Source organism: Pseudomonas sp. P1_A1 (assembly GCF_056406935.1).
The window spans coordinates 1-22,661 of the sequence record NZ_JBFTZE010000005.1; the positions used below are offsets into that span (position 1 = coordinate 1).

General features: G+C 60.0%; 21 protein-coding genes. 13 read left to right on the forward strand and 8 right to left on the reverse strand.

The genetic code is table 11. From position 1 onward, the window contains the following. Nucleotides 1-503: 503 nt before the first annotated feature. Complete coding sequence (locus AC1D2Q_RS09010) at nucleotides 504-1,997, reverse strand: CoA-acylating methylmalonate-semialdehyde dehydrogenase (RefSeq protein WP_477812961.1); 1,494 nt, start codon at nucleotides 1,995-1,997, stop codon at nucleotides 504-506. Between the two features lie 63 nt (nucleotides 1,998-2,060). Continuing rightward, nucleotides 2,061-3,410 (reverse strand): omega-aminotransferase AptA, encoded by a 1,350-nt coding sequence (aptA, locus tag AC1D2Q_RS09015; RefSeq protein ID WP_477812962.1) that lies wholly within the window; start codon nucleotides 3,408-3,410, stop codon nucleotides 2,061-2,063. 140 nt (nucleotides 3,411-3,550) lie between these two features. On the opposite strand from aptA, the gene AC1D2Q_RS09020 reads away from it, so the two are divergent. The 3 genes from AC1D2Q_RS09020 (at nucleotide 3,551) to AC1D2Q_RS09030 (ending at nucleotide 5,821) form a co-directional block, all read left to right on the forward strand. Further along, a complete protein-coding gene (locus AC1D2Q_RS09020; RefSeq protein WP_007940170.1) occupies nucleotides 3,551-4,471 on the forward strand; it encodes a LysR family transcriptional regulator in 921 nt (306 codons plus the stop codon). Nucleotides 4,472-4,581: 110 nt separating this feature from the next. Continuing rightward, nucleotides 4,582-5,232, forward strand: coding sequence for a TetR/AcrR family transcriptional regulator (locus AC1D2Q_RS09025; RefSeq protein WP_007940169.1), 651 nt, complete (start codon nucleotides 4,582-4,584; stop codon nucleotides 5,230-5,232). A 7-nt stretch (nucleotides 5,233-5,239) separates the two neighbouring features. Continuing rightward, nucleotides 5,240-5,821 (forward strand): IMPACT family protein, encoded by a 582-nt coding sequence (locus tag AC1D2Q_RS09030; RefSeq protein ID WP_477812963.1) that lies wholly within the window; start codon nucleotides 5,240-5,242, stop codon nucleotides 5,819-5,821. A 425-nt stretch (nucleotides 5,822-6,246) separates the two neighbouring features. Here AC1D2Q_RS09030 and AC1D2Q_RS09035 read toward each other — a convergent pair whose 3' ends face one another. Further along, entirely contained in the window at nucleotides 6,247-6,423 is a 177-nt protein-coding gene (locus AC1D2Q_RS09035; RefSeq protein ID WP_477812964.1) for a hypothetical protein, read from the reverse strand. Nucleotides 6,424-6,453: 30 nt separating this feature from the next. On the opposite strand from AC1D2Q_RS09035, the gene AC1D2Q_RS09040 reads away from it, so the two are divergent. Genes AC1D2Q_RS09040 through AC1D2Q_RS09050 form a run of 3 tightly spaced genes read left to right on the forward strand, consistent with a single transcriptional unit; the run spans nucleotide 6,454 to nucleotide 10,063 of the window. Then, complete coding sequence (locus tag AC1D2Q_RS09040; protein WP_477812965.1) at nucleotides 6,454-8,019, forward strand: ABC transporter ATP-binding protein; 1,566 nt, start codon at nucleotides 6,454-6,456, stop codon at nucleotides 8,017-8,019. An 11-nt stretch (nucleotides 8,020-8,030) separates the two neighbouring features. Continuing rightward, nucleotides 8,031-9,137, forward strand: a complete 1,107-nt coding sequence (locus tag AC1D2Q_RS09045) for an ABC transporter permease (protein ID WP_477812966.1) — start codon at nucleotides 8,031-8,033, stop codon at nucleotides 9,135-9,137. After that, nucleotides 9,137-10,063, forward strand: coding sequence for an ABC transporter permease (locus tag AC1D2Q_RS09050; protein WP_477812967.1), 927 nt, complete (start codon nucleotides 9,137-9,139; stop codon nucleotides 10,061-10,063). Before AC1D2Q_RS09045 ends, AC1D2Q_RS09050 begins: the two co-directional genes overlap by 1 nt. On the opposite strand, the gene AC1D2Q_RS09055 is transcribed toward AC1D2Q_RS09050, so the two are convergent. Continuing rightward, the gene (locus tag AC1D2Q_RS09055; protein ID WP_230175461.1) at nucleotides 10,060-10,473 is read right to left on the reverse strand and encodes a hypothetical protein; all 414 of its coding nucleotides are present in this window, start codon (nucleotides 10,471-10,473) and stop codon (nucleotides 10,060-10,062) included. The genes AC1D2Q_RS09050 and AC1D2Q_RS09055 overlap by 4 nt on opposite strands. 92 nt (nucleotides 10,474-10,565) lie before the next feature. Between AC1D2Q_RS09055 and AC1D2Q_RS09060 the strand changes: the two genes are divergently transcribed. Together AC1D2Q_RS09060 and AC1D2Q_RS09065 are read left to right on the forward strand one after the other, a co-directional pair. Then, entirely contained in the window at nucleotides 10,566-11,252 is a 687-nt protein-coding gene (locus tag AC1D2Q_RS09060) for an SDR family oxidoreductase (RefSeq protein WP_019582311.1), read from the forward strand. Between the two features lie 190 nt (nucleotides 11,253-11,442). Beyond that, nucleotides 11,443-12,801, forward strand: coding sequence for an 8-oxoguanine deaminase (locus AC1D2Q_RS09065; RefSeq protein WP_477812968.1), 1,359 nt, complete (start codon nucleotides 11,443-11,445; stop codon nucleotides 12,799-12,801). An 81-nt stretch (nucleotides 12,802-12,882) separates the two neighbouring features. Here the strand turns inward: AC1D2Q_RS09065 and AC1D2Q_RS09070 are convergent, their stop codons facing one another. Then, a complete protein-coding gene (locus tag AC1D2Q_RS09070) occupies nucleotides 12,883-13,971 on the reverse strand; it encodes a calcium:cation antiporter (protein WP_477812969.1) in 1,089 nt (362 codons plus the stop codon). Nucleotides 13,972-14,303: 332 nt separating this feature from the next. Between AC1D2Q_RS09070 and AC1D2Q_RS09075 the strand changes: the two genes are divergently transcribed. The 3 genes from AC1D2Q_RS09075 to AC1D2Q_RS09085 all read left to right on the forward strand — a co-directional run bounded on the left by AC1D2Q_RS09075 (nucleotide 14,304) and on the right by AC1D2Q_RS09085 (nucleotide 17,516). Continuing rightward, nucleotides 14,304-15,386, forward strand: coding sequence for a BMP family ABC transporter substrate-binding protein (locus AC1D2Q_RS09075; RefSeq protein WP_477812970.1), 1,083 nt, complete (start codon nucleotides 14,304-14,306; stop codon nucleotides 15,384-15,386). 129 nt (nucleotides 15,387-15,515) lie between these two features. Further along, complete coding sequence (locus tag AC1D2Q_RS09080; RefSeq protein ID WP_477812971.1) at nucleotides 15,516-16,481, forward strand: isopenicillin N synthase family dioxygenase; 966 nt, start codon at nucleotides 15,516-15,518, stop codon at nucleotides 16,479-16,481. An 81-nt stretch (nucleotides 16,482-16,562) separates the two neighbouring features. Beyond that, nucleotides 16,563-17,516, forward strand: coding sequence for an adenosine deaminase (locus AC1D2Q_RS09085; protein ID WP_019582307.1), 954 nt, complete (start codon nucleotides 16,563-16,565; stop codon nucleotides 17,514-17,516). 54 nt (nucleotides 17,517-17,570) lie between these two features. Here the strand turns inward: AC1D2Q_RS09085 and AC1D2Q_RS09090 are convergent, their stop codons facing one another. From AC1D2Q_RS09090 to AC1D2Q_RS09100, 3 genes are all read right to left on the reverse strand, one after another. Continuing rightward, the gene (locus AC1D2Q_RS09090) at nucleotides 17,571-18,950 is read right to left on the reverse strand and encodes an MFS transporter (protein ID WP_477812972.1); all 1,380 of its coding nucleotides are present in this window, start codon (nucleotides 18,948-18,950) and stop codon (nucleotides 17,571-17,573) included. A gap of 136 nt (nucleotides 18,951-19,086) precedes the next feature. Further along, nucleotides 19,087-19,821, reverse strand: a complete 735-nt coding sequence (locus AC1D2Q_RS09095; protein WP_477812973.1) for an ArsR/SmtB family transcription factor — start codon at nucleotides 19,819-19,821, stop codon at nucleotides 19,087-19,089. A 316-nt stretch (nucleotides 19,822-20,137) separates the two neighbouring features. After that, complete coding sequence (locus tag AC1D2Q_RS09100; protein ID WP_477812974.1) at nucleotides 20,138-21,067, reverse strand: LysR family transcriptional regulator; 930 nt, start codon at nucleotides 21,065-21,067, stop codon at nucleotides 20,138-20,140. A 119-nt stretch (nucleotides 21,068-21,186) separates the two neighbouring features. Here AC1D2Q_RS09100 and AC1D2Q_RS09105 point away from each other — a divergent pair, with 119 nt between their 5' ends. Both AC1D2Q_RS09105 and AC1D2Q_RS09110 read left to right on the forward strand, forming a co-directional pair. Continuing rightward, complete coding sequence (locus AC1D2Q_RS09105) at nucleotides 21,187-22,200, forward strand: zinc-binding alcohol dehydrogenase family protein (RefSeq protein WP_477812975.1); 1,014 nt, start codon at nucleotides 21,187-21,189, stop codon at nucleotides 22,198-22,200. Nucleotides 22,201-22,487: 287 nt separating this feature from the next. Then, the gene (locus AC1D2Q_RS09110; RefSeq protein WP_428632432.1) at nucleotides 22,488-22,658 is read left to right on the forward strand and encodes a hypothetical protein; all 171 of its coding nucleotides are present in this window, start codon (nucleotides 22,488-22,490) and stop codon (nucleotides 22,656-22,658) included. Nucleotides 22,659-22,661: the final 3 nt, after the last annotated feature.

Sequence of the window (22,661 nt, forward strand, 5' to 3'; positions counted from 1 at the left end):
GAATTGCTTGATTCAGTTGTTAAAGAGCGGTTGGTTAAGAGCTTTCATCTCAACCGAGGCGCGCATTCTACAGCAGCCTCTGTTGCTGTCAAGCGGTTATTTTCAGAAGTTTTCAAAGTTTCCCGTAAGAAACATCAGCAACTTCAACCACTTGCGCTTCCGATCTCTCGTTAGCGGGAGGCGAATTCTACAGCGTTAGTCGCTGCTGTCAACACCTCTTTTTCTCCGCTTTCGACCGAGAAGATCGAACCGTCAATAAGGCGACAACACCCTGCCTTACCAACTCCTTCTGGCTTCGATGAACTGAAGCGTAACCGCTGTCGAAAACTGCGTAACTCGTTGTTTACCAAGGAGTTTTCCGTTTCGACTGCGCCGGAAGTGGGGCGAATTATAGACGTCCCGGATCTGCCGTCAACCTCTAATTTCACATTTCTGTCATATCGGTCAAAACAGCCCGAAAACACAAAGGCCGACCTCAAGAGGTCGGCCTTCTGCCCTTCTACTTACAAACTAGGGAAGGCGAATTGCGAAGCCTCATGGCTCGCCCGTTGCGGCCAGCGCTGGGTAATAGCCTTGCGACGGGTATAGAACCGCACGCCATCCGGACCATAAGCATGCAGATCGCCGAACAGCGAACGCTTCCAGCCGCCAAAGCTGTGATACGCCACTGGCACCGGCAACGGTACGTTGACGCCGACCATACCCACTTCGATCTCATCGCAGAACAACCGCGCCGCTTCCCCATCACGGGTAAAGATGCAGGTGCCATTGCCATACTCGTGATCATTGATCAGTTGCATCGCCTCTTCCAGGCTGTTGACCCGGACGACGCACAGCACCGGCCCGAAGATCTCTTCTTTATAGATGCGCATCTCCGGCGTGACGTTATCGAACAGGCAGCCCCCCAGGAAGAAGCCGTCCTCATGACCGGCCACGCTCAGACCACGACCGTCCACCACCAGCTTCGCACCAGCGGCTACGCCGTCTTCAACATAACCGCTGACCTTGTCCCGCGCCTGACCGGTGACCAGAGGCCCCATGTCCAGGCCACAAGTTGTACCGGCGCCGATTTTCAGTGCCTTGATCTGCGGTGTCAGTTTGGCCACCAACGCATCCGCCACCTGGTCACCGACACACACGGCCACCGAAATCGCCATGCAGCGCTCACCGCACGAACCGTAAGCGGCGCCCATCAACGCGCTGACCGCGTTATCCAGATCTGCATCCGGCATCAATACCGCATGGTTCTTCGCCCCGCCCAGCGCCTGGACGCGTTTGCCGCGCTTGGTGCCTTCGGCGTAGATGTATTCGGCAATCGGCGTCGAACCGACGAAGCTCAACGCTTTGACTTCCGGCGCTTCAATCAGCGCGTCCACTGCGGCCTTGTCGCCATGCACCACACTCAGCACGCCTTTCGGCAGGCCGGCTTCCAGTAACAATTGAGCAATCAGCAGCGTCGAGCTTGGATCGCGCTCGGACGGCTTGAGGATAAAGCAGTTGCCGCAGACGATCGCCAACGGATACATCCACAGCGGCACCATGGCCGGGAAGTTGAACGGGGTAATGCCGGCCACCACGCCCAATGGCTGGAAATCCGACCAGGCATCGATGTTCGGCCCGACATTACGGCTGTACTCACCCTTGAGGATTTCCGGTGCCGCGCACGCGAACTCGACGTTCTCGATCCCGCGCTTCAATTCACCGGCAGCATCTTCCAGGGTCTTGCCGTGTTCTTCGCTGATCAGTTGTGCGATACGGGCTTCGTTCTGCTCCAGCAGTTGCTTGAAGCGGAACATCACCTGAGCGCGCTTGGCCGCTGGCGTATTACGCCAGGCCGGGAACGCAGCCTTGGCCGAGTCGATGGCTTTCTGAATGGTTTCGCGGCTGGCCAACGGCAGCTTGTGGATAACCTGGCCGGTGGACGGGTTGAACACATCGGCCGTGCGACCGTCTTCGGTCACCAGTTCGCCATTGATCAAATGCGGGATGAGGCTCATGCAGGGCTCCTGAAATTGTCCACAGGCGTCCTTTGAAAGGACGCCTTTATATAGAAGAGGGAATCAGTCGATCTTGTTCAGCACTTCGCCGACCGCATCGAACAGACGATCAAGGTCCTGCGGCTTGCTGTTGAAGGTTGGGCCGAACTGCAGGGTGTCGCCGCCGAAGCGCACGTAGAACCCGGCTTTCCACAGCGCCATGCCGGCTTCGAACGGACGCACGATGGCATCGCCGTCGCGAGGCGCAATCTGGATTGCACCGGCCAACCCGTAGTTGCGAATGTCGATGACGTTCTTGCTGCCCTTCACACCGTGCAGCGCGTTTTCGAAATGCGGCGCGACTTCGGCCACGCTCTGCACCAGGTTTTCCTTTTGCAGCAGGTCGAGTGCCGCCAGGCCTGCGGCGCAAGCCACCGGGTGCGCGGAATAGGTGTAGCCGTGCGGGAATTCCACCGCGTACTCGGGCGTCGCCTGGTTCATGAAGGTCTGGTAGATCTCGGAGCTGGCAATCACCGCGCCCATCGGGATCGCGCCGTTGGTGACTTGCTTGGCAATGCACATCAGGTCCGGAGTGACACCAAAGCTGTCGGCACCGAACATCGAACCGGTACGACCGAAACCGGTGATCACTTCGTCGAACACCAGCAGGATGTTGTGCTGAACGCAGATCTCGCGCAGACGTTTGAGGTAACCCTGCGGCGGAACCAGCACGCCAGCGGAACCGGCCAGTGGCTCGACGAACACAGCAGCGATGTTCGAGGCATCGTGCAGTTCGATCAGCTTGAGCAATTCATCCGCCAGCGCGATCCCCCCCTGCTCCGGCATACCACGAGTGAAAGCATTGCTCGCCAACAAGGTGTGCGGCAGATGATCGACATCCATCATCGCCTGACCGAACAGTTTGCGATTGCCATTCACACCGCCAAGACTGGTGCCGGCGATATTCACGCCGTGATAACCACGAGCGCGGCCGATCATCTTGGTCTTGGTCGCCTGGCCTTTCAGGCGCCAGTAGGCACGCACCATTTTCACCGCCGTATCTGCGCACTCGGAACCCGAATCGGTGAAGAACACGTGATTCAGATTGCCCGGGGTCAGGTCGGTGATTTTCTCGGCCAACTGGAACGACAGCGGGTGACCGTACTGGAAGCCCGGCGAGTAATCGAGAGTGCCCAATTGCTTGGCCACCGCCTCCTGGATTTCCTTGCGGGTGTGCCCGGCGCCGCAGGTCCACAGACCCGAGAGCGAATCGTAGACCTTGCGGCCCTTGTCGTCTGTCAGCCAACTGCCCTCGGCCGCCACGATCAGGCGCGGGTCACGCTGGAAATTGCGGTTCGCGGTGTAGGGCATCCAGTGGGCGTCAAGCTTGAGCTGGCTGGCCAGGGAAGTCGGGGCGTTTTCAGGCACGTTCATGGGCAAAACCTCGCAGAGCAAATAAGCGGCGTGGAGATCAAAAGCGTTCTTGCAGCTAAATTGCCACGGGGATAAAGTCGGTGAAATCCAACTTTTCTAACCTTCAGTCAGCCATCTACTAAACTTTGAGTAAATGAAGCATGAGTACCCGCCGTCCCGACCCGCTGGCGCAAGTCAGTGACTTTGATATCCGCCTGCTGCGGATTTTTCGTAGCGTGGTGGAGTGCGGCGGCTTCTCCGCGGCGGAATCGGTGCTGGGTATCGGTCGCTCGGCCATCAGCCAGCAAATGAGCGATCTGGAGCAACGCCTGGGCCTGCGCCTGTGCCAGCGAGGTCGCGCGGGGTTTTCCCTGACCGAAGAAGGCCGCGAGGTCTACCAATCTGCGCTGCAGCTATTAAGTGCGCTGGAAAGTTTCCGCACCGAGGTCAATGGCCTGCACCAACACTTGCGCGGCGAGTTGACCATCGGCCTGACCGACAACCTGGTCACCCTGCCCCACATGCGCATCACCCACGCCCTGGCCCAACTGAAGGAACGCGGCCCCGACGTGCAGATCCAGATCCGCATGATCGCGCCCAATGAAGTCGAACAAGGCGTGCTCGACGGTCGCTTGCATGTCGGCGTGGTGCCGCAAGCCAGCGCGTTGTCGGGGCTGGAGTATCAGCCGCTCTACAGCGAACGCTCGCTGCTGTATTGCGCGGTCGGCCATCCGCTGTTCTATGTCGACGACAAGCAACTGGACGATGAGCGCCTCAACAGCCAGGACGCCATCGCCCCGACCTTCCGTTTGCCCGCCGAGATTCAGGCCCATTACCAGGCGCTCAATTGCACCGCCAGTGCGTCGGATCGCGAGGGCATGGCCTTTCTGATCCTGACCGGGCGCTACATCGGTTACCTGCCGGATCACTACGCCAGCCTCTGGGTCCAGCAAGGCCGTTTGCGTGCACTGAAACCCAAGGCACGTTTTTATGACCTGAGCCTGGCATCGGTTACACGCAAAGGCCGTCGCCCGCATCTGGTTCTGGAGAGTTTTTTGGAAAGCCTGGCGGCGACGCGCTGAAAACTTGTGGGAGCGGTGGCCTAGGTTTTATCGCAACAGGACTTGTCTGAGGCCCGCGGGTGCGCTATCAACGCATCTGGTTGCACCCATCTACCTGTTCGGAAGTGCCTATGACCTTTGAAGTCCCAGCCCACGGCGGCAAACCCGCCAGCCGCATTCGTCAGAAGAACGAAGAGACCATCATCAAAGCCGCCGAAGACGAGTTCGCCCGTCACGGGTTCAAAGGCACCAGCATGAACACCATCGCGCAGAAAGCCGGGTTGCCCAAAGCAAATCTGCATTACTACTTCACCAACAAACTCGGTTTGTACGTGGCGGTGCTGAGTAACATTCTTGAGTTGTGGGACAGCACCTTCAATACCCTGACCGTCGAGGACGATCCGGCAGAAGCATTGACGCGATACATTCGTGCAAAAATGGAATTCTCCCGGCGCCAGCCACAAGCTTCGCGGGTCTTCGCCATGGAGGTCATCAGCGGCGGTGATTGCCTGACCGAGCATTTCAACCAGGACTACCGCACCTGGTTTCAAGGTCGGGCCGCGGTGTTCCAGGCGTGGATCGACGCCGGAAAAATGGACCCGATCGACCCGGTGCACCTGATTTTCCTGCTGTGGGGCAGCACCCAGCATTACGCGGACTTTGCCACGCAGATCTGCCGTGTCACCGGGCGCACCAAGTTGACCAAGCAAGACATGGAAGACGCCGGCAGCAACCTGATTCGCATCATTCTCAAAGGCTGCGGCCTGACGCCGGCTATTTAAGACACCCATGCCTTTTACCCTCAGCGGTTTTTGCGAATACCGCGAAGAGATTCGCAAAAGCCGCTTCATCGCCCTCGCCGCGCCGATCGCCAGCGCAGCCGATGCCCAGGCGTTCATCGAGCAACACAGTGATTTGAACGCCTCGCACAATTGCTGGGCCTGGAAGCTCGGCGATCAATACCGCAGCACTGACGATGGCGAACCCGGTGGCACCGCTGGCCGGCCGATCCTTGCGGCGATTGAAGCGCAGGATTGCGATCAGGTCGCGGTCGTGGTGATCCGCTGGTATGGCGGCATCCAACTGGGCACCGGCGGCCTCGCCCGAGCATATGGCGGCAGTGCCAACAAGTGCCTGCAAGGGGCACCGAAAGTCGAGCTGATCAGTCGGGTACCGGTCAGTTGTGCCTGTGCATTTGGCGAGTTGGCGCTGGTGAAGCTTCGGGTGGCGGAGCTGGGTGGTTTGGTGGTGGAGGAAACCTTCACGGCCAATGGTGTGGAACTGCAATTGGCGATTGGCGAAGGGCAGATAAGTACGCTGCAAACGCAGCTGGCGGATTTGAGTCGCGGGCGTATTTTGTTGCAGCGTTGAAGATCAAAGATCAAAAGATCGCAGCCTTCGGCAGCTCCTACGCCGACCGTGCACACCCGTAATACCGGATAAACGCAAATCCCGTAGGAGCTGCCGAAGGCTGCGATCTTTTGGGGCACACCGGTTTTCTCGGCGCGTACCACTTGCCCACATCTGCTGTGCACCCGGCTGTGGATAACCTGAGCACATTCTGCTGTAACCCTTCTGTCATGCGGCTTTGCGGGCATTGCTCATTTTTCGTCCAACTCGCCATACGCGACGTTTATTCCATGTAAAAACAATCAGTTAGAGTGGTTTATCGCCATTAGAAGAAAGCCCCTCAGTGCTTATGCCCACGCGGTCGGCTTGCGCACAGATACTGTGGAACAAGCTGTGGATAACCCGTTCATGGCTGGCGCAGCCCCATGCCTGACAATGCCTGCAGCCTATTGCTCGTTTTTTGACCAATTGATCGCGCGCAAAACCGGAGCCTGATCAAAAACCTTGCCCTCAAGTGGTGCCTCTCCAGGAGTTGGAATAGGTCGAGGCAGCGTCCGCAACGCCTCTGCCAGCGGGCTTTTGTCGATTTCCTGACTCAATGGCCAGGAAATTGCTTTATCCACAGGCATAACCTTTTGCGACCCGAGCCTGTCATGTCCAACCCTGCGCCTCCCCCCGATCAAACACCCCGCCTGCAATTGCGCAGAATCAGCAAACGTTACCCCGGTTGCCTGGCCAACGATGCCATTGACCTGAGCATTGCGCCCGGTGAAATCCACGCCCTGCTCGGCGAAAACGGTGCGGGCAAAAGTACCCTGATGAAGATCATCTACGGTGTGACACACGCAGACTCAGGGGAGATGATCTGGCAGGGCCAGCGCGTAACCATGCGCAACCCGGCCCAGGCTCGTAGCCTCGGGATCGGCATGGTGTTCCAGCATTTTTCGCTGTTCGAAACCCTGAGCGTGGCGCAGAACATCGCCTTGGCGATGGGCGCGGCGGCCGGAACACCGAAGCAGCTTGAACCGAAAATTCGCGAGGTGTCCCAACGCTATGGCATGGCGCTGGAACCGGAGCGACTGGTCCACAGCCTGTCCATCGGCGAGCGTCAGCGGGTGGAAATCATTCGCTGCCTGATGCAGGACATCCGCCTGCTGATTCTCGATGAGCCGACGTCGGTACTGACCCCGCAAGAGGCCGACGAATTGTTCGTCACTTTGCGCCGGCTGGCCGCCGAGGGCTGCAGCATTCTGTTCATCAGCCACAAACTCGGCGAAGTGCGCGCGTTGTGCCACAGCGCCACGGTGTTGCGCGGCGGACGAGTGGCCGGGCATTGCGTGCCGGCCGAGTGTTCGGACCGGCAACTGGCGCAGTTGATGGTCGGTGAAGCCGCCGAGCTGATTACCGACTATCCGAAGGTCAGGGGTGCTGATGCGTTTCTGAACGTGACTGGATTGTCCTGGCACAACCCGGACCCGTTCGGCTGCTCGCTCAAGGACATTAATCTCGAGGTGCGCAGCGGCGAAATCGTCGGTGTCGCCGGAGTGGCCGGCAATGGCCAGGATGAGTTGCTGGCCTTGCTTAGCGGTGAAGAACGGCTGCCGGGAAATGACGCGGCGAAAATCAGTTTCGGCGGGCAACCAGTAGCGCACTTGAGGCCGGATGCACGACGCAAATTGGGCCTGGCCTTCGTCCCCGCCGAGCGTCTGGGCCATGGCGCGGTGCCGGAACTGAGCCTGGCGGATAACGCCCTGCTCACCGCATTTCAACAGGGGCTGGTCAGCAACGGGCTAATCCAGCGCAGCAAAGTCGAGGCACTGGCCGAAGACATCATCCGCCGCTTCGGGGTCAAGACACCCGATGCCCAGGCACCGGCCCGCAGCCTGTCCGGCGGCAACTTGCAGAAATTCATCCTTGGTCGGGAAATCCTTCAGCAACCCAGATTGTTGGTGGCCGCGCACCCGACCTGGGGCGTGGACGTCGGCGCCGCCGCGACCATTCACCGAGCGCTGATTGCCTTGCGCGACGCTGGCGCGGCGATCCTGGTGATCTCCGAAGACCTCGACGAACTGTTCCAGATCAGCGATCGCCTCGGCGCCCTGTGCGGCGGCCGGCTGTCTGCACTGCAAGCCACCGTCGACACCCGCCTGATCGATGTCGGTGGCTGGATGGCCGGCCAGTTCGATGCACCTCAATCACCTGCCCCCGTAACGCTTTAACGGAGTTTCACATGCTGCTTTCTCTCGAACCCCGTGGCCAGCAATCGCGCCTGATGTTGTGGTGCTCGCCGTTGCTGGCGGCTGTGTTGACCCTGGGCTGTGGCTCATTGCTGTTTATCGCGCTGGGCCACGACCCGTTGCTGACCTTGCACACCTTGCTGATTGCACCGATCAGCGACCTGTACGGGGTCTCTGAGTTGTTGGTCAAAGCATTGCCGATTCTGCTCTGTGCATTGGGCCTGGCAGTGGCGTATCAGGCACGGATCTGGAACATCGGCGCCGAAGGTCAGTTGCTGCTCGGCGCCTTGGCCGGCAGTGCATTGGCGGTGAACATCATCGACCTGCAAAGCCGTTGGGCGCTGGTGTTGATCCTGCTCACCGGCACCCTGGCCGGTGCCGCGTGGGGCGGGCTGACGGCATGGCTGCGTACACGCTTCAACGCCAATGAAATCCTGACCAGCATCATGCTCAATTACATCGCTTTGAACCTGCTGCTGTTCTGCGTTCACGGGCCGCTGAAGGACCCGGCCGGGTTCAACTTTCCGGAGTCGGCGATGTTTGGCGATGCCAGTCGTTTGCCGTTGTTGATGGAGGACGGACGGGTTCATGCGGGCGTGTATTTCGCCTTGCTCGTGCTGGTAGCGGTGTGGGTGTTGTTGCAGAAAAGCTTTGTCGGTTTCCAGATCAAAGTGCTCGGGCTGGACAAGCGCGCGGCGGGTTTCGTCGGCTTTCGCGAGAAGCGGCTGATCTGGCTGGCGCTGTTGATCAGCGGCGGCCTGGCGGGGCTGGCCGGGGTTTGCGAAGTCACGGGGCCCATCGGCCAATTGGTGCCGCAGGTCTCGCCGGGTTACGGCTATGCGGCGATCACCGTGGCGTTTCTCGGGCGGCTGAATCCCATCGGCATTCTGTTTTCCAGCCTGTTGATGGCGCTGCTGTACATCGGTGGCGAGAGTGCGCAGATGAGCATGAACCTGCCGCAAGCCATCACTCAATTGTTCCAGGGGATGATGCTGTTTTTCCTGCTGGCCAGTGACGTGCTGATTCTCTACCGACCGCGTTTGAACCTGCGCTGGGTACGGCGCACCTCGACCACCGCCGTACAAGCAGGAGCCTTGTGATGGATATCGATCTGCTGAGCAATATTTTCTACGCCATGGTTCGCTGTGGCACACCGCTGTTGTTGGTGGCGCTGGGCGAGCTGATTTGCGAGAAGAGCGGCGTCCTCAACCTCGGGCAGGAAGGCATGATGCTGTTTGGGGCGGTGATCGGTTTTATCGTCGCGCTGAACAGCGGCAACCTCTGGCTTGGTGTGTTGCTGGCAATGCTTGCCGGGATGCTGTTGTCATCGCTGTTTGCCTTGGTGGCGCTGGTGTTCAACGCCAATCAGGTGGCGACCGGGTTGGCGCTGACGATCTTCGGCGTGGGCCTGTCGACCTTCGTTGGCGCTGCGTGGGTCGGCAAACCGCTGGCGGGTTTCGAGCCGGTGGCGATTCCTTATCTGAGTGAAATTCCGCTGATCGGACGGATGCTGTTTGCCCAGGACCTGCTGGTGTATCTGTCGTTTGCCCTGTTTGCCCTGGTGGCCTGGGTGATTGTGAAAAGTCGCGTCGGGTTGATTATTCAGGCGGTCGGCGAAAGCCCGGACGCCGCCAGTGCGATGGGCTTGCCGGTGTTGCGCGTGCGTACGCTGGCGGTGCTGTTTGGCGGGGCGATGGCGGGATTGGCTGGGGCATATTTGTCCTTGGCCTATACGCCGATGTGGGCAGAGAACATGAGCGCCGGTCGCGGCTGGATTGCCCTGGCGTTGGTGGTGTTTGCCAGTTGGCGAGTGTGGCGGTTGCTGCTTGGAGCGTATCTGTTTGGTCTCGCCAGCATCCTGCATTTGGTGGCGCAGGGGTTGGGGCTGGCAATTGCGTCGAGTCTGCTGGCGATGCTGCCGTATGTCGCGACCATTGTGGTGTTGGTGCTGCTGTCCCGGGATGCCGTGCGCACACGATTGTATGCGCCGGTGTCGTTGGGGCAGCCGTGGCGGGCGGGGCATTAAATGGTGGCCCGTGAAGGCGTCCGAACCGGCAACACCTGAGCCACACCCCACATCAGTTCAAAGAACAGGAAAATCACCAATAGCGAACTCGCCCCATGGGCCAGCGCATAAGCCTGCCAGGCCGAGAACAGAAACCTCCCCACCGCGTCATATCGCCCAAACATCTGCTGCGGATCGCGAATCCGCAGCACGGCCCATACGCACACAATCGAGCCCAACAGATTGGCCATCAACATGTGCACCGGCTCGAACGGCGGTAGCTCGCCGGGCAGATTGAAAGTCTGACTCAGGTTTAACAGCACGCCATGCAACGCCGCAAAACTCCACGGCGTGGCAAATGCCGCCGTGACGATCAGGTCGTACCACGCGCTGCCACGCACCAGTTGACGATATTGCGTTGAAGTCCACATTGGCATTGCTCCATACATTCAGGAAGCAACAAGGCTAAAGCCTGGAGTATGCTCCAAGGTCAAGCCCTCTCGAGACATCAAGGAAGCCATTCATGTCCACGGCAAAAACCGCACTCATCATCGGCGCCTCCCGGGGCTTGGGCCTCGGTCTGGTGAAAACCCTGCTGGCCGACGGCTGGCAAGTCACCGCCACCGTGCGCAACCCGCAGGGTGCCGAAGCCTTGCAGGCGTTGGGCAAGGTACGGATCGAAAAACTCGACATGGACGACCAGCAAGCGGTCATCGCCCTCAGCCAACAGCTCAAGGGCGAGGTGTTCGACCTGTTGTTCGTGAATGCCGGGGTCAAGGGGCCGGAAGTCCAGACGCCGGGTGGCGCGACCCTGGCCGAGGTCGGTCAATTGTTCTTCACCAACGCCGTGGCGCCGATCAACCTGGCCCAGCGCTTCGTCGCGCAGATTCGTGAAGGCAGCGGCGTGCTGGCGTTCATGAGTTCGGTGCTGGGCAGCGTGACCATGCCCGACGCGCCGGAGCTGGCGCTGTACAAGGCCAGCAAAGCGGCGCTGAACTCGATGACCAACAGCTTCGTCACGCAATTGGGCGAACAGAAACTCACCGTGCTGTCGCTGCACCCGGGCTGGGTGAAGACCGACATGGGTGGCGAAGGTGCCGACATTGATGTGGAAACCAGCACCCGCGGGCTGATCGATCAGGTGAATGCGTATGCCGGCAAGGGCGGGCATCATTTTGTGAACTACCGGGGTGAAACCATTCCCTGGTAACACTCCCCCCTATGGGAGCTGGCTTGCCCGGCTCCCACAGGCTTTTGCATCGTCTGGTCGCGTGAGGCTTGCCCGGAACACGGTTTTGTTCGAAACTCCGCACCTCGCCCCCCGCGGCGACCCTGGATCAGCAGACAGGGCAACACTGAGCTGGCAACCCTGAACCCCACTTTCAGAGGAGCCGGCCACTATGCCTGCGACCCGTACCTGGTTAAAAAATCCCCTCGCCATTTTCACGGCCAACGCGCTCGATGCCCGTGGCGGTCTGGTGCTACAAGACGGTTTGATCGTCGAAGTGCTCGGCGTCGGCCAGCAACCGTCCACTCCCTGTGGACAAATCTTCGATGCCCGCGAACATGTGATCTTGCCGGGGCTGATCAACACCCATCACCACTTCTATCAAACCCTGACCCGCGCCTGGGCGCCGGTGGTCAATCAGCCGTTGTTCCCGTGGTTGAAAACCCTCTATCCGGTCTGGGCGCGACTCACGCCGGAAAAACTCGCCCTCGCCACCAAAGTCGCCTTGGCCGAGTTGCTGCTGTCCGGCTGTACCACTGCGGCCGATCACCATTACCTGTTTCCTGAAGGCCTGGAAAATGCGATCGACGTACAGGTCGAGAGCGTCCGCGAACTGGGCATGCGCGCCATGCTCACTCGCGGTTCGATGAGCCTCGGAGAAAAAGACGGGGGGCTGCCGCCGCAGCAAACTGTCCAGGAAGGCGAAGTGATTCTCGCCGACAGCCAACGCTTGATTGCCGCGTACCACGAGCGTGGCGATGGCGCGCAAATCCAGATCGCCCTGGCGCCGTGCTCGCCGTTTTCGGTGACCCCGCAAATCATGTCCGCCAGCGCCGAACTGGCGAACACCCTCGACGTGCGCCTGCACACTCACCTGGCCGAAACCCTCGACGAAGAAGACTTCTGCCTGCAACGCTTCGGCCTGCGTACCGTGGATTATCTGGACAGCGTCGGCTGGCTCGGCCCACGCACCTGGCTGGCCCACGGCATTCATTTCAACCCCGACGAAATCGCCCGCCTCGGCGCGGCCGGCACCGGTATTTGCCATTGCCCGAGTTCGAACATGCGCCTGGCTTCAGGGATTTGCCCAACCATCGAGTTGACTGACGCCGGCGCGTTGCTGGGCCTGGGCGTGGACGGTTCGGCGTCCAACGATGCCTCGAACATGATGCTCGAAACCCGACAGGCGCTGTACATCCAGCGCCTGCGTTATGGCGCGCAGAAGATCACCCCGGAACGCGTATTGGGCTGGGCCACCAAGGGCTCGGCGCAGTTGCTCGGGCGCAGCGACATCGGCGAATTGGCGGTGGGCAAGCAAGCGGATCTGGCACTGTTCAAACTGGATGAACTGCGCTTCTCCGGCAGCCATGATCCGGTGTCGGCGCTGCTGCTGTGCGGCGCGGACCGGGCGGACCGGGTGATGGTCGGCGGCAAGTGGCGGGTGATCGATGGGCAGGTTGAGGGGCTGGACCTGAAAGGCTTGATCGCCGATCACAGTCAGGCGGCTCGGCAGTTGATCAGCGGCGTCTGACCGGACGCCTTCGCGGGCAAGCCCCCGCGCCTACAAGGGTCACGCAAAACCTGTAGGCGTGAGGCTTGCCCGCGAAGCTTTTTAAAGGCCCAACAGTGACAACATGATAAACGTCGCAAACAGCACGAAATGGGTCATGCCTTCAATGGCGTTGGTTTCGCCGTCATTGAGATTGATCGCGCTGACGATCAGGGTGATGAAGATCATCACGGTCTGCACCGGAGTCATTGCCATCTGAAACGGTTGGCCGGTATAGAGCGCCATGGCTTCCATCACCGGCACCGTCAGAATCACCGTCGATAGCGAGGCGCCCATGGCGATGTTGACGACCGACTGCATGCGATTGGCCAATGCCGCCCGCAATGCGGTCAAAATCTCTGGCGCAGCGGAAATTGCCGCCACCAGAATCGCCGTGATCACCGGCGGTGCTCCGGTTCCTTCCAGCCCCAGATCGAGGGTCTTGGACATGACTTCGGCCAATGCGCCGATCACCACCACTCCAAACACCAACGTGCCGATGCTCAATGCCAGATTGATCGGCTCGGGCTCCTCGTCCGGTTGCTTCCTGCGACGTTTTTCCGGGTAGCTGTAACTGAAGAAATAACTGTGCGGCCCAACCTGCATGCGCAGGAACAGGGTGTAGAGCACGACCATCGCGCCGATGGTGAAGGCTGAATAGAGTTTCCAGTTGGCCTCGGGAATGAACTCCGGCACCACCATGGACACGCCCATGGCGGTGAGGATCATCACGCTGTAGCTGCGCGCCGAATCGTCGTTATAAGACTGCTCACCGTGCTTGAGCCCGCCCATCAACGCGGCCAGGCCGAGGATGCCGTTGATATCGAGCATCACCGCTGAATAAATCGTGTCGCGTACCAGCGTCTTAGATGCTTCGTTGCTCATCATGATCGCCAGGATTACCACCTCCACCAGCACTGCGGCCAAGGTCAGGATCATCGTGCCGTAGGGGTCGCCGACTTTTTCGGCGAGCAGTTCGGCGTGATGGGCGACCCGCATCGAGGCGGCGACGATGAAGGCAATCAGCACCAGGCCAGCGGTCAGCGCGATGGTCTGGCCGCTGTGCAGCAGCCAGTGCTCCATCGGGTAGGTGACGAAGGCAGCGAGCAAGGCCAGCAGCAGAAACTTTTCTTGCTTGAGGAGTGTGAGCATCGCGGGCCTTTTTGCCGAATGGAGCGAAATCGGTGTGATGAGCTAGTGACTGCAGGGCGGCGCCAACGTTTCGTTACACCTTAGCGCACCAGTGGATGGCGTGAGTGGGTGAGCGCGCACCGGGATGGTTCTGTGGTGGTCGTCAGGGCCGCTTCGCGGGCAAGCCTCGCCCCTACGGGGTTTGTGCCTGTCGCGGGATTGGGTACGGCGCAAAACCTGTAGGAGCGAGGCTTGCCCGCGAGGCCGTTACACGGACTCCGCATTTGTTGTCCTGTTGGTCAGCAATTTGCATTACCCCTGGCACACCTCACAACAAAATGGAGTTCCCGTTCATGCACAAACGTCCGTTGAAGCAGCTGCTTTGCGCTGTCGCCGCAGCCATCGGTCTGAGCGCCAGCCTGACCGCCAGTGCTGCCGCCCCGCTGAAAGTCGGCTTCGTCTATATCGGCCCGATCGGTGACCACGGCTGGACGTATCAGCATGAACAGGGACGCAAGGCACTGGCAGAGAAATTCGGCGACCAGATCACCACCAACTACGTGGAGAACGTCGCCGAAGGCGCCGACGCCGAGCGGGTGATCCGCAACATGGCCAAGGACCAGTACGACCTGATTTTCACCACGTCTTTCGGCTACATGAACCCGACCCTGAAAGTCGCCAGACAATTCCCCAAGGTGACCTTCGAACACGCCACCGGCTACAAGCAGGACAAGAACCTCGGCACGTACCTGGCACGCACTTACGAAGGCCGCTACGTCGGCGGTTTCCTCGCAGCGAAGATGACCAAGACCAAGAAAATCGGCTACGTCGCTTCCTTCCCGATTCCAGAAGTGATCCGCGACATCAACGCCATCCAACTGGCTCTGAACAAGTACAACCCGGGCACCGAGATCAAAGTGGTGTGGGTCAATTCCTGGTTCGATCCGGGCAAGGAAGCCGACGCCGCCAATGCGCTGATCGATCAGGGCGTGGACGTGGTGTTCCAGCACACCGACAGCCCGGCGCCGATCCAGGCGGCCGAACGGCGTGGCGTGTATGCCGTCGGTTATGCGTCGGACATGGCGCACTTCGGGCCGAAAGCGGTGTTGACGTCTATCGTCAACGACTGGGGCCCGCACTACATTCAGGCGACCCAAAGCGTGCTCGACCATGCATGGAAATCCCAGGATTACTGGGGCGGTTTGCAGGAGGGCACGGTTGAGCTGCCCATCAGCGACCTGGTGCCAGCGGCGGTGAAAACCGAAGCCGAGCAGATCATTGCCGACATCAAGAGCGGTGCGCTGCATCCGTTCACCGGGCCGATCAAGGATCAGGCCGGCGTGGAGAAAATCCCGGCGGGCGTGAGCGCGACCAATGCGCAACTGGCGTCGATGAACTACTACGTGGAAGGCATGAAGGCCGAGATGCCGAAGTAAATTTCCGTCAGTGAGACCGCCAGGATCGCAGCCTTCGGCAGCTCCTACAGGATTTMGCATTCCCCCTGTAGGAGCTGCCGCAGGCTGCGATCTTCTGGCCAAACCACAAAAACTCGCCTGGAATACTTCATGAACCAGCTCCCCATCATCGACATAAAACAGCTCTACAGCGATGACGCTCAAGCCTGGCAATCGGTCGCCACAGACATCGACCGCGCCTGCCGCGAATGGGGCTTTTTCTATATCAAGGGCCACCCGATCGCCCCGTCGCGCATCGAGGCCGTGCTCGACCACGCCCAACGCTTCTTCGCCCTGCCCAACGCCGAAAAACTCAAGATCGACATCACCCAGACCCGCCACCACCGCGGCTATGGCGCCATCGCCACCGAACAACTCGACCCGAGCAAACCCAGCGACCTGAAAGAAACCTTCGACATGGGCCTGCACCTGCCGGCCGATCATCCCGAGGTGCTGGCGGAAAAACCCTTGCGCGGGCCCAACCGTCATCCGTCGATGCCCGGTTGGGAAGCGCTGATGGAACAACACTACGTCGACATGCAAGCACTCGCGCAAACCCTGCTGCGGACCATGACCCTGGCATTGGGTATCGAGCGTGACTTCTTCGATAGCCGTTTCAAAGAGCCGGTCAGCGTGCTGCGGATGATTCATTACCCGCCACGTCACACGGCCAGCTCCTGCGATCAGCAAGGCGCCGGCGCCCATACCGATTACGGCTGCATCACCCTGCTCTACCAGGACGCCGCTGGCGGTTTGCAAGTGCGCAACGTAAAAGGCGAATGGATCGATGCACCGCCGATCGAAGGCACGTTCGTGGTCAATCTCGGCGACATGATGGCGCGCTGGAGCAACGACCGTTACCTGTCGACGCCACATCGGGTGATCAGCCCGCTTGGAGTGGATCGGTACTCGATGCCGTTCTTTGCCGAGCCACACCCCGACACCCCCATCGAATGCCTGCCCGGTTGCCAGGACGAACAGCATCCAGCGAAGTATCCGGCCACCACTTGCGCCGAATTCTTGCTCTCGCGCTTTGCCGACACCTACGCTTATCGACGGGAACAGGAAGCCGTGTAATGAACCGGCTGGTCAGGTTTTACTCATTGTTTCGGCGGGCATCTGTAGAATGCCCTCATTGCACCTGATGAGATTTCAAAAATGTACGACTGGCTGAACGCTCTGCCCAAGGCAGAATTGCACTTGCACCTGGAAGGTTCGCTGGAGCCTGAGCTGCTGTTCGCCCTGGCCGAACGCAACAAGATCGCCCTGCCGTGGAGCGACGTCGATACCCTGCGCAAGGCTTACGCCTTCAACAACCTGCAAGAATTTCTCGACCTGTATTACCAGGGCGCCGATGTGCTGCGCACCTCCCAGGATTTCTACGACCTGACCTGGGCCTACCTGTTGCGCTGCAAGGAACAGAACGTGATTCACACCGAACCGTTCTTCGACCCGCAAACCCACACCGACCGTGGCATCCCGTTCGAAGTGGTGCTCAACGGCATCGCCGCCGCATTGAAAGATGGCGAGCAGCAACTGGGAATCACCAGCGGTTTGATCCTCAGCTTCCTGCGCCATTTGAGCGAAGACGAAGCGCAGAAAACCCTCGACCAGGCGCTGCCGTTCCGTGATGCATTCGTGGCCGTGGGTCTGGACAGCTCTGAAATGGGCCACCCGCCGAGCAAGTTCCAGCGCGTATTTGACCGTGCCCGCCACGAAGGCTTCCTGACCGTGGCCCACGCCGGTGAAGAAGGACCGCCCGAGTACATCTGGGAAGCCCTCGACCTGCTGAAAATCCAGCGCATCGACCACGGCGTGCGCGCCATCGAAGACGAGCGCTTGATGCAGCGGATCATCGACGAGCAGATCCCGCTGACGGTGTGCCCGTTGTCGAACACCAAGCTCTGCGTGTTCGATCACATGTCCCAGCACAACATCCTCGACATGCTCGAACGCGGCGTGAAGGTCACGGTGAACTCCGATGACCCGGCGTACTTCGGTGGCTATGTCACCGAGAACTTCCACGCGCTGTACACCGATCTGGGCATGACCCAGGATCAGGCCAAGCGTCTGGCACAGAACAGCCTGGATGCGCGGTTGGTGAAACCATAAGATCAAAAGATCGTCCGAAGGCTCGGGCCGCGTTCGGACGATCTTTTTTTGCATCTACCCCACAGTGGCTTCGCTCAACTCCTCCAATGTCTTGCCCCGGGTCTCCATCCCGAAGATCCACACCACTGCCGCCGCAATCGCAAAGCACATCGCCCCCAGCGCAAACACCCCGCCCTGCCCCGTCATCGGGAACACCAGCCCGGTCACCATTGGCCCGAGCAGCGAACCCACGCGGCCGATGGCCGAAGCGAACCCCGAGCCCGTGGCCCGTGCCGACGTCGGGTACAACTCAGGGGTGTAGGTGTAGAGCACCGCCCACATGCCGAACAGGAAGAACTGCATCAGCAGTCCCGAGGAGATCAACAGGCTGACGTTGCCGCCGAACACCGCGCTCTGACCATAAAGAAACGCCATCACCCCGCCGCCGAGCAAGGTCACGACGCACACCGGTTTGCGCCCCCAACGCTCCACCAGCCAGGCGGCCATGAGGAACCCGGGAATCCCGCCGAGGGAAATCAGCACCGTGTAATACACCGACTGAGTCACAGCGAAACCCGACTGTTGCAGCAGCGCACTGAGCCAGGACGTCAGGCCATAGAAACCCAGCAAGGCGAAGAACCACACGCTCCAGATCATCATCGTGCGCCGGCGATACTGCACCGACCAGATTTCCCGCAGCGCGGAGAAGAAGTTGCCCGGTTGACTTGCCACCCGTGGCAGGCGAATCGGCTCAGGCAGATCCGAACGGCCCAATGAAGCCCGAACCCGTTCTTCGATGCGGTGTAAAACCGTGTCCGCTGCATCATGGTGCCCGGCCTGTTCCAGCCATCGCGGTGACTCGGGAATGAAAAAACGAATCGCCAGGACGAACACCGCCGGCACCGCCAACACCAGAAAGATGTCGCGCCAGCCAATCACCGGCAACAGGAAGTACGACAGCACCCCGGCCGCGACGAAACCGAGCGGCCAAAAGCCGTCCATCAATGCGATGTAACGCCCACGCCGCTTGGCCGGAATCAGCTCCGACAGCATCGACTGCGCAATTGGAAACTCCATGCCCATGCCGATCCCCAAGAGGATTCGGAACAGCGTCAGCATTTCGACATTCTGCGCCGTGGAACACAGGTAGCTGGCGATGCCCCACAACACAATGCTCCACTGAAACACCGGTTTGCGCCCGAAGCGGTCGGCCAGCATGCCGGACAGCGAGGCACCCACCACCATGCCGAAGAAACTTGAACTGGCCAGCAACCCGGCCTGCGCCGTGCTCAGGCCGAACTCGGTTTTGATCGAGCCGAGCAGGAAGGTCATCATCGCCAGGTCCATGGAGTCGAAGAAAAACGCCAAGGCAATGATGATGAAAATGATGCGGTGATAACCACTGATGGGTAGCCGTTCCAGTCGTTCCGCCGCGCTGAAGCTTCGTGTTTCCATGCCACATTCCCCCAATCCGAAAGTCCCCGGATCGAGTGTGCGCGATAGTGACTGGGGGTTATTGCTGGATACGACCTGCCCACAGCTCTGAACGACGCCTGAAGCCCAGAATCCCGGACATCGCCCCCCAATGGCTCTAAAGCGCCATTTCCAGCTCGGCTTCCTTGGCGAAACGATGGATTTCACGTTGCCCCGTGGCCGTGATCTGCAAGGCTCGCGAATCGTTGGGCAGGCTCAACCAGCCGGATTGCATGAACAGTTGCAACAAGGCCGCCCCCAAGGAACCGCCCATGTGCGGGCGTCTTTCGCTCCAGTCCGGGCACGCGCAGGCGACTCTGCCGTTGCGATGGGCCAGCGCCTGGATGAACACACCGCGTGCTGCCAATTGCGTGGAACCCTTGTGAGTGATCATGACCCGCTGATCGAGCTGCTCGATCCAGCCGGCATCCAGCAGTCGCTGGTAAAGATCGGCGGCCAGGGTGCCTCCCAGATGGTCGTCGCAGAGTCGGGCCCGCAGCAATGAGGAAGGTGCCGTCTGAGGTTTGGCGATAGGGCTCGGGCGTTTGAACACCTCTGGAATATCCCGAGGCGCGCTGGCCAGGGTAGCACTGGCCAAGGCTTCTATCGCGGCGCCGACTTCGGGCGCGGCAAGCCGGAAAAACCGTTTGCGCCCACGGGTTTCGACTTTCAACAGACCGCCGGTGGACAAGCGCCCCAGATGCGCACTGGCCGAAGACGGCGACAGGCCCGCCAGCAACGCCAGCTCCTCAGTGTGCCGTGCCGTGCCGTCCATCAAGGCCCACATCATTGCGCTGCGCTTTGGGTCAGCCAGCAACGTGGCAATCTGGCTGATGCAAGGTGCATGTTCCATGTATTCACTCCCTGTTGAATCGTTTCGTCTACTGCTCAGAGACATCTTGACCAGTAATGTGTCTTCGGCCAAGACGCGAAAACCGTCATAAGCCGGGCAAAGCCACCCACTCACCCAGGCCATTGCTTCGCGGGTGCAGCGAAGGTCCGGTGATGACCGTAGGGTCTGACCGACTCGAACGTGGACTCGCCATTGCGAGATCGACGGCGCGTACATGAGGCGGGCGCTAGTATAAGCGGGTTAACCGCCGGTTCCTGCCCTCGGGAATCCATTGGTGGTGATAGTTCCTGACAGAAATTTCGCTATTTGCCTGCGACTAATGATCGACACCCGATATCGTCGGAAATTGACTGCTTATCCGAGCGCATCGGCTGGCAAGCATTTCCCGCAAAAGGTTCACCGGCTTACTCAATTGTGCGCGATGGGCGCACAGTAAATTCAGCGGTGCGCGCTCACAGAGCAATTCAGGCATCAGCACTTTCAAGCGGCCGGCGAGCACATCGGCGGCGACATCGAGCCAGGACTTATACGCAATCCCCGCTCCCGCCACGGCCCACAGCCGCACCACATCGGCATCGTCACTGAAGCGATCGCCGCTGACGGTCAGGCTCACCTCGCGTTTGCCGTCGTGAAAACTCCAGTGATCGTGGACCCGGCTACCGAGCATAAACAGCAGGCAATTGTGCTGCGCCAATTGCTCCAGCTGCCGTGGTTCGCCATGTCGGGCCAGATAACTCGGCGCAGCACACAGCACACGGCGGTTCTGCGGCGCGATGGGCAACGCCACCAGGCTCGAATCTTCCGGCTCGCCGTAACGCAGGGCGATGTCCACCGGTTGGCGGAACAGGTCGGCGATGCGGTCGCCCAGCAGCAACCGTACGGTGAGTTTCGGATGCTCGCGCTGAAACTCGTCGAGCCATGGCAACAGCAGGTTGCGCCCGAAATCCGAAGGCGCGGACAGCTGCAAAATCCCACTGACCTGATCCTGCCCACTGGCCAGCAAACGGCGGCCCTCATCGAGAGTGCTCAAGGCGGCCCGGGCGTATTCCAGAAAGCCCTCGCCTTCGGCCGTCAGGCGCAGGCTACGGGTAGAACGGGTGAGCAAGCGTGCGCCAAGTTGTTGTTCGATGCGCTTCAACGCCGCGCTGGCCACCGCCGCCGACAGGTCCATCACCCGCGCCGCCGCCGACAGACTGCCCAGGTCCGCCGCCCGAACGAACAACTGCAAGTCATCGAAACGCAACATCTTCAGCCCCGATTATCAAAAAAATATTGAAAGAGACTGCTCTTTTAGCGGGTTTTATCTTGCAGAGAAATAACCAATCATCTGTGCCATCGAAATCATCCCTCTCCCCGGACCCCACTATGAAAGCCATTGCCTACTACGCCTCCCTGCCGATCAGCGACGAAAAGTCCCTGCAAGATATCGAACTGCCAGAACCGGTCGCCGGCCCGCGCGACCTGTTGGTGGAAGTCAAAGCCATTTCGGTCAACCCGGTGGACACCAAGATTCGCCAGAACGTGCAGCCTGAAGGTGGCGCGGCCAAAGTGCTGGGCTGGGACGTGGCGGGCGTGGTCAAGGCTGTTGGCAGCGAAGTGACCTTGTTCAAGGCCGGCGACAAGGTGTTCTACGCCGGCTCCATCGTCCGTGCCGGCGGCAACAGCGAGCTTCATGTGGTGGATGAGCGCATCGTCGGCCATATGCCGAAGACCCTTGGTTTCGCCGAAGCCGCCGCCCTGCCACTGACCGCCATCACTGCGTGGGAACTGTTGTTCGAACGCCTGCAAATACGCGAAGGCAAAACCGATGAGGGTCAGAGCCTGCTGATCGTCGGTGCCGCCGGGGGCGTTGGTTCAATCCTCACGCAATTGGCCAGCCAGCTCACCGGGTTGAAAGTCATCGGCACCGCGTCCCGTGCCCAAACCCAGAGTTGGGTGCGTGACCTGGGTGCCGATCAAGTGATCGATCACGGTCAGCCGCTGAGTGAAGCACTCAAACGTGCCGGGTTCGAACATGTCACCCACGTCGCCAGCCTGACCCAGACTGACCAACACCTGGATCAATTGGTGGAGGCGTTGGCGCCGCAAGGCAAACTGGCGCTGATCGATGATCCGAAGGCGCTGGACGTGACCAAGCTCAAACGCAAGAGCCTGTCGCTGCACTGGGAGTTCATGTACACCCGCTCGCTGTTCGAAACCGCCGACATGATCGAGCAGCACAAACTGCTCAACCGCGTCGCCGGGCTGATCGATGCCGGCACACTGAAAACCACGGTCGGTGAGCACTTCGGAACCATCAACGCCGCCAACCTGCGTCGTGCCCATGAGCTGCTGGAGAGTGGCAAGTCCAAGGGCAAGATCGTGCTTGAAGGGTTCTGACCCGAAGATCAAAAGATCACAACCTTTGTAGGAGCTGCCGGAGGCTGCGATCTTTTGATTTGGCTTTTTAAAACACAAGATCAAAAGATCGCAGCCTCCGGCAGCTCCTACAGGGTACGACCGAAATATCCGGGATACATGCCCAAAGCCGGCGATCTTTTGCCGTCAGTCAGAGAGTTGACCTCCGTCACAATTTCGATCTTATTCAGGTCTACAATCGAAAACTCTGCGAATAGTCTTTTACGTGATGTCTTATACGAGACGTCTTTTACGAGAGGAGCTGCGCAATGAAGATCCTGATAAAAGAATTGGCAACATCCCGCTGGCAGGTTCGCCTGGATCAACACGCTGTGACGTTCCGCAGTGAAGCCGAAGCCCTGGCCTTCACTAAAACCCTTGAAGCGCGCTTGCACGCGCCCCATCAGATTCCCGGCCGTCAGCAGCGTGCTGTTGGCTGAGTC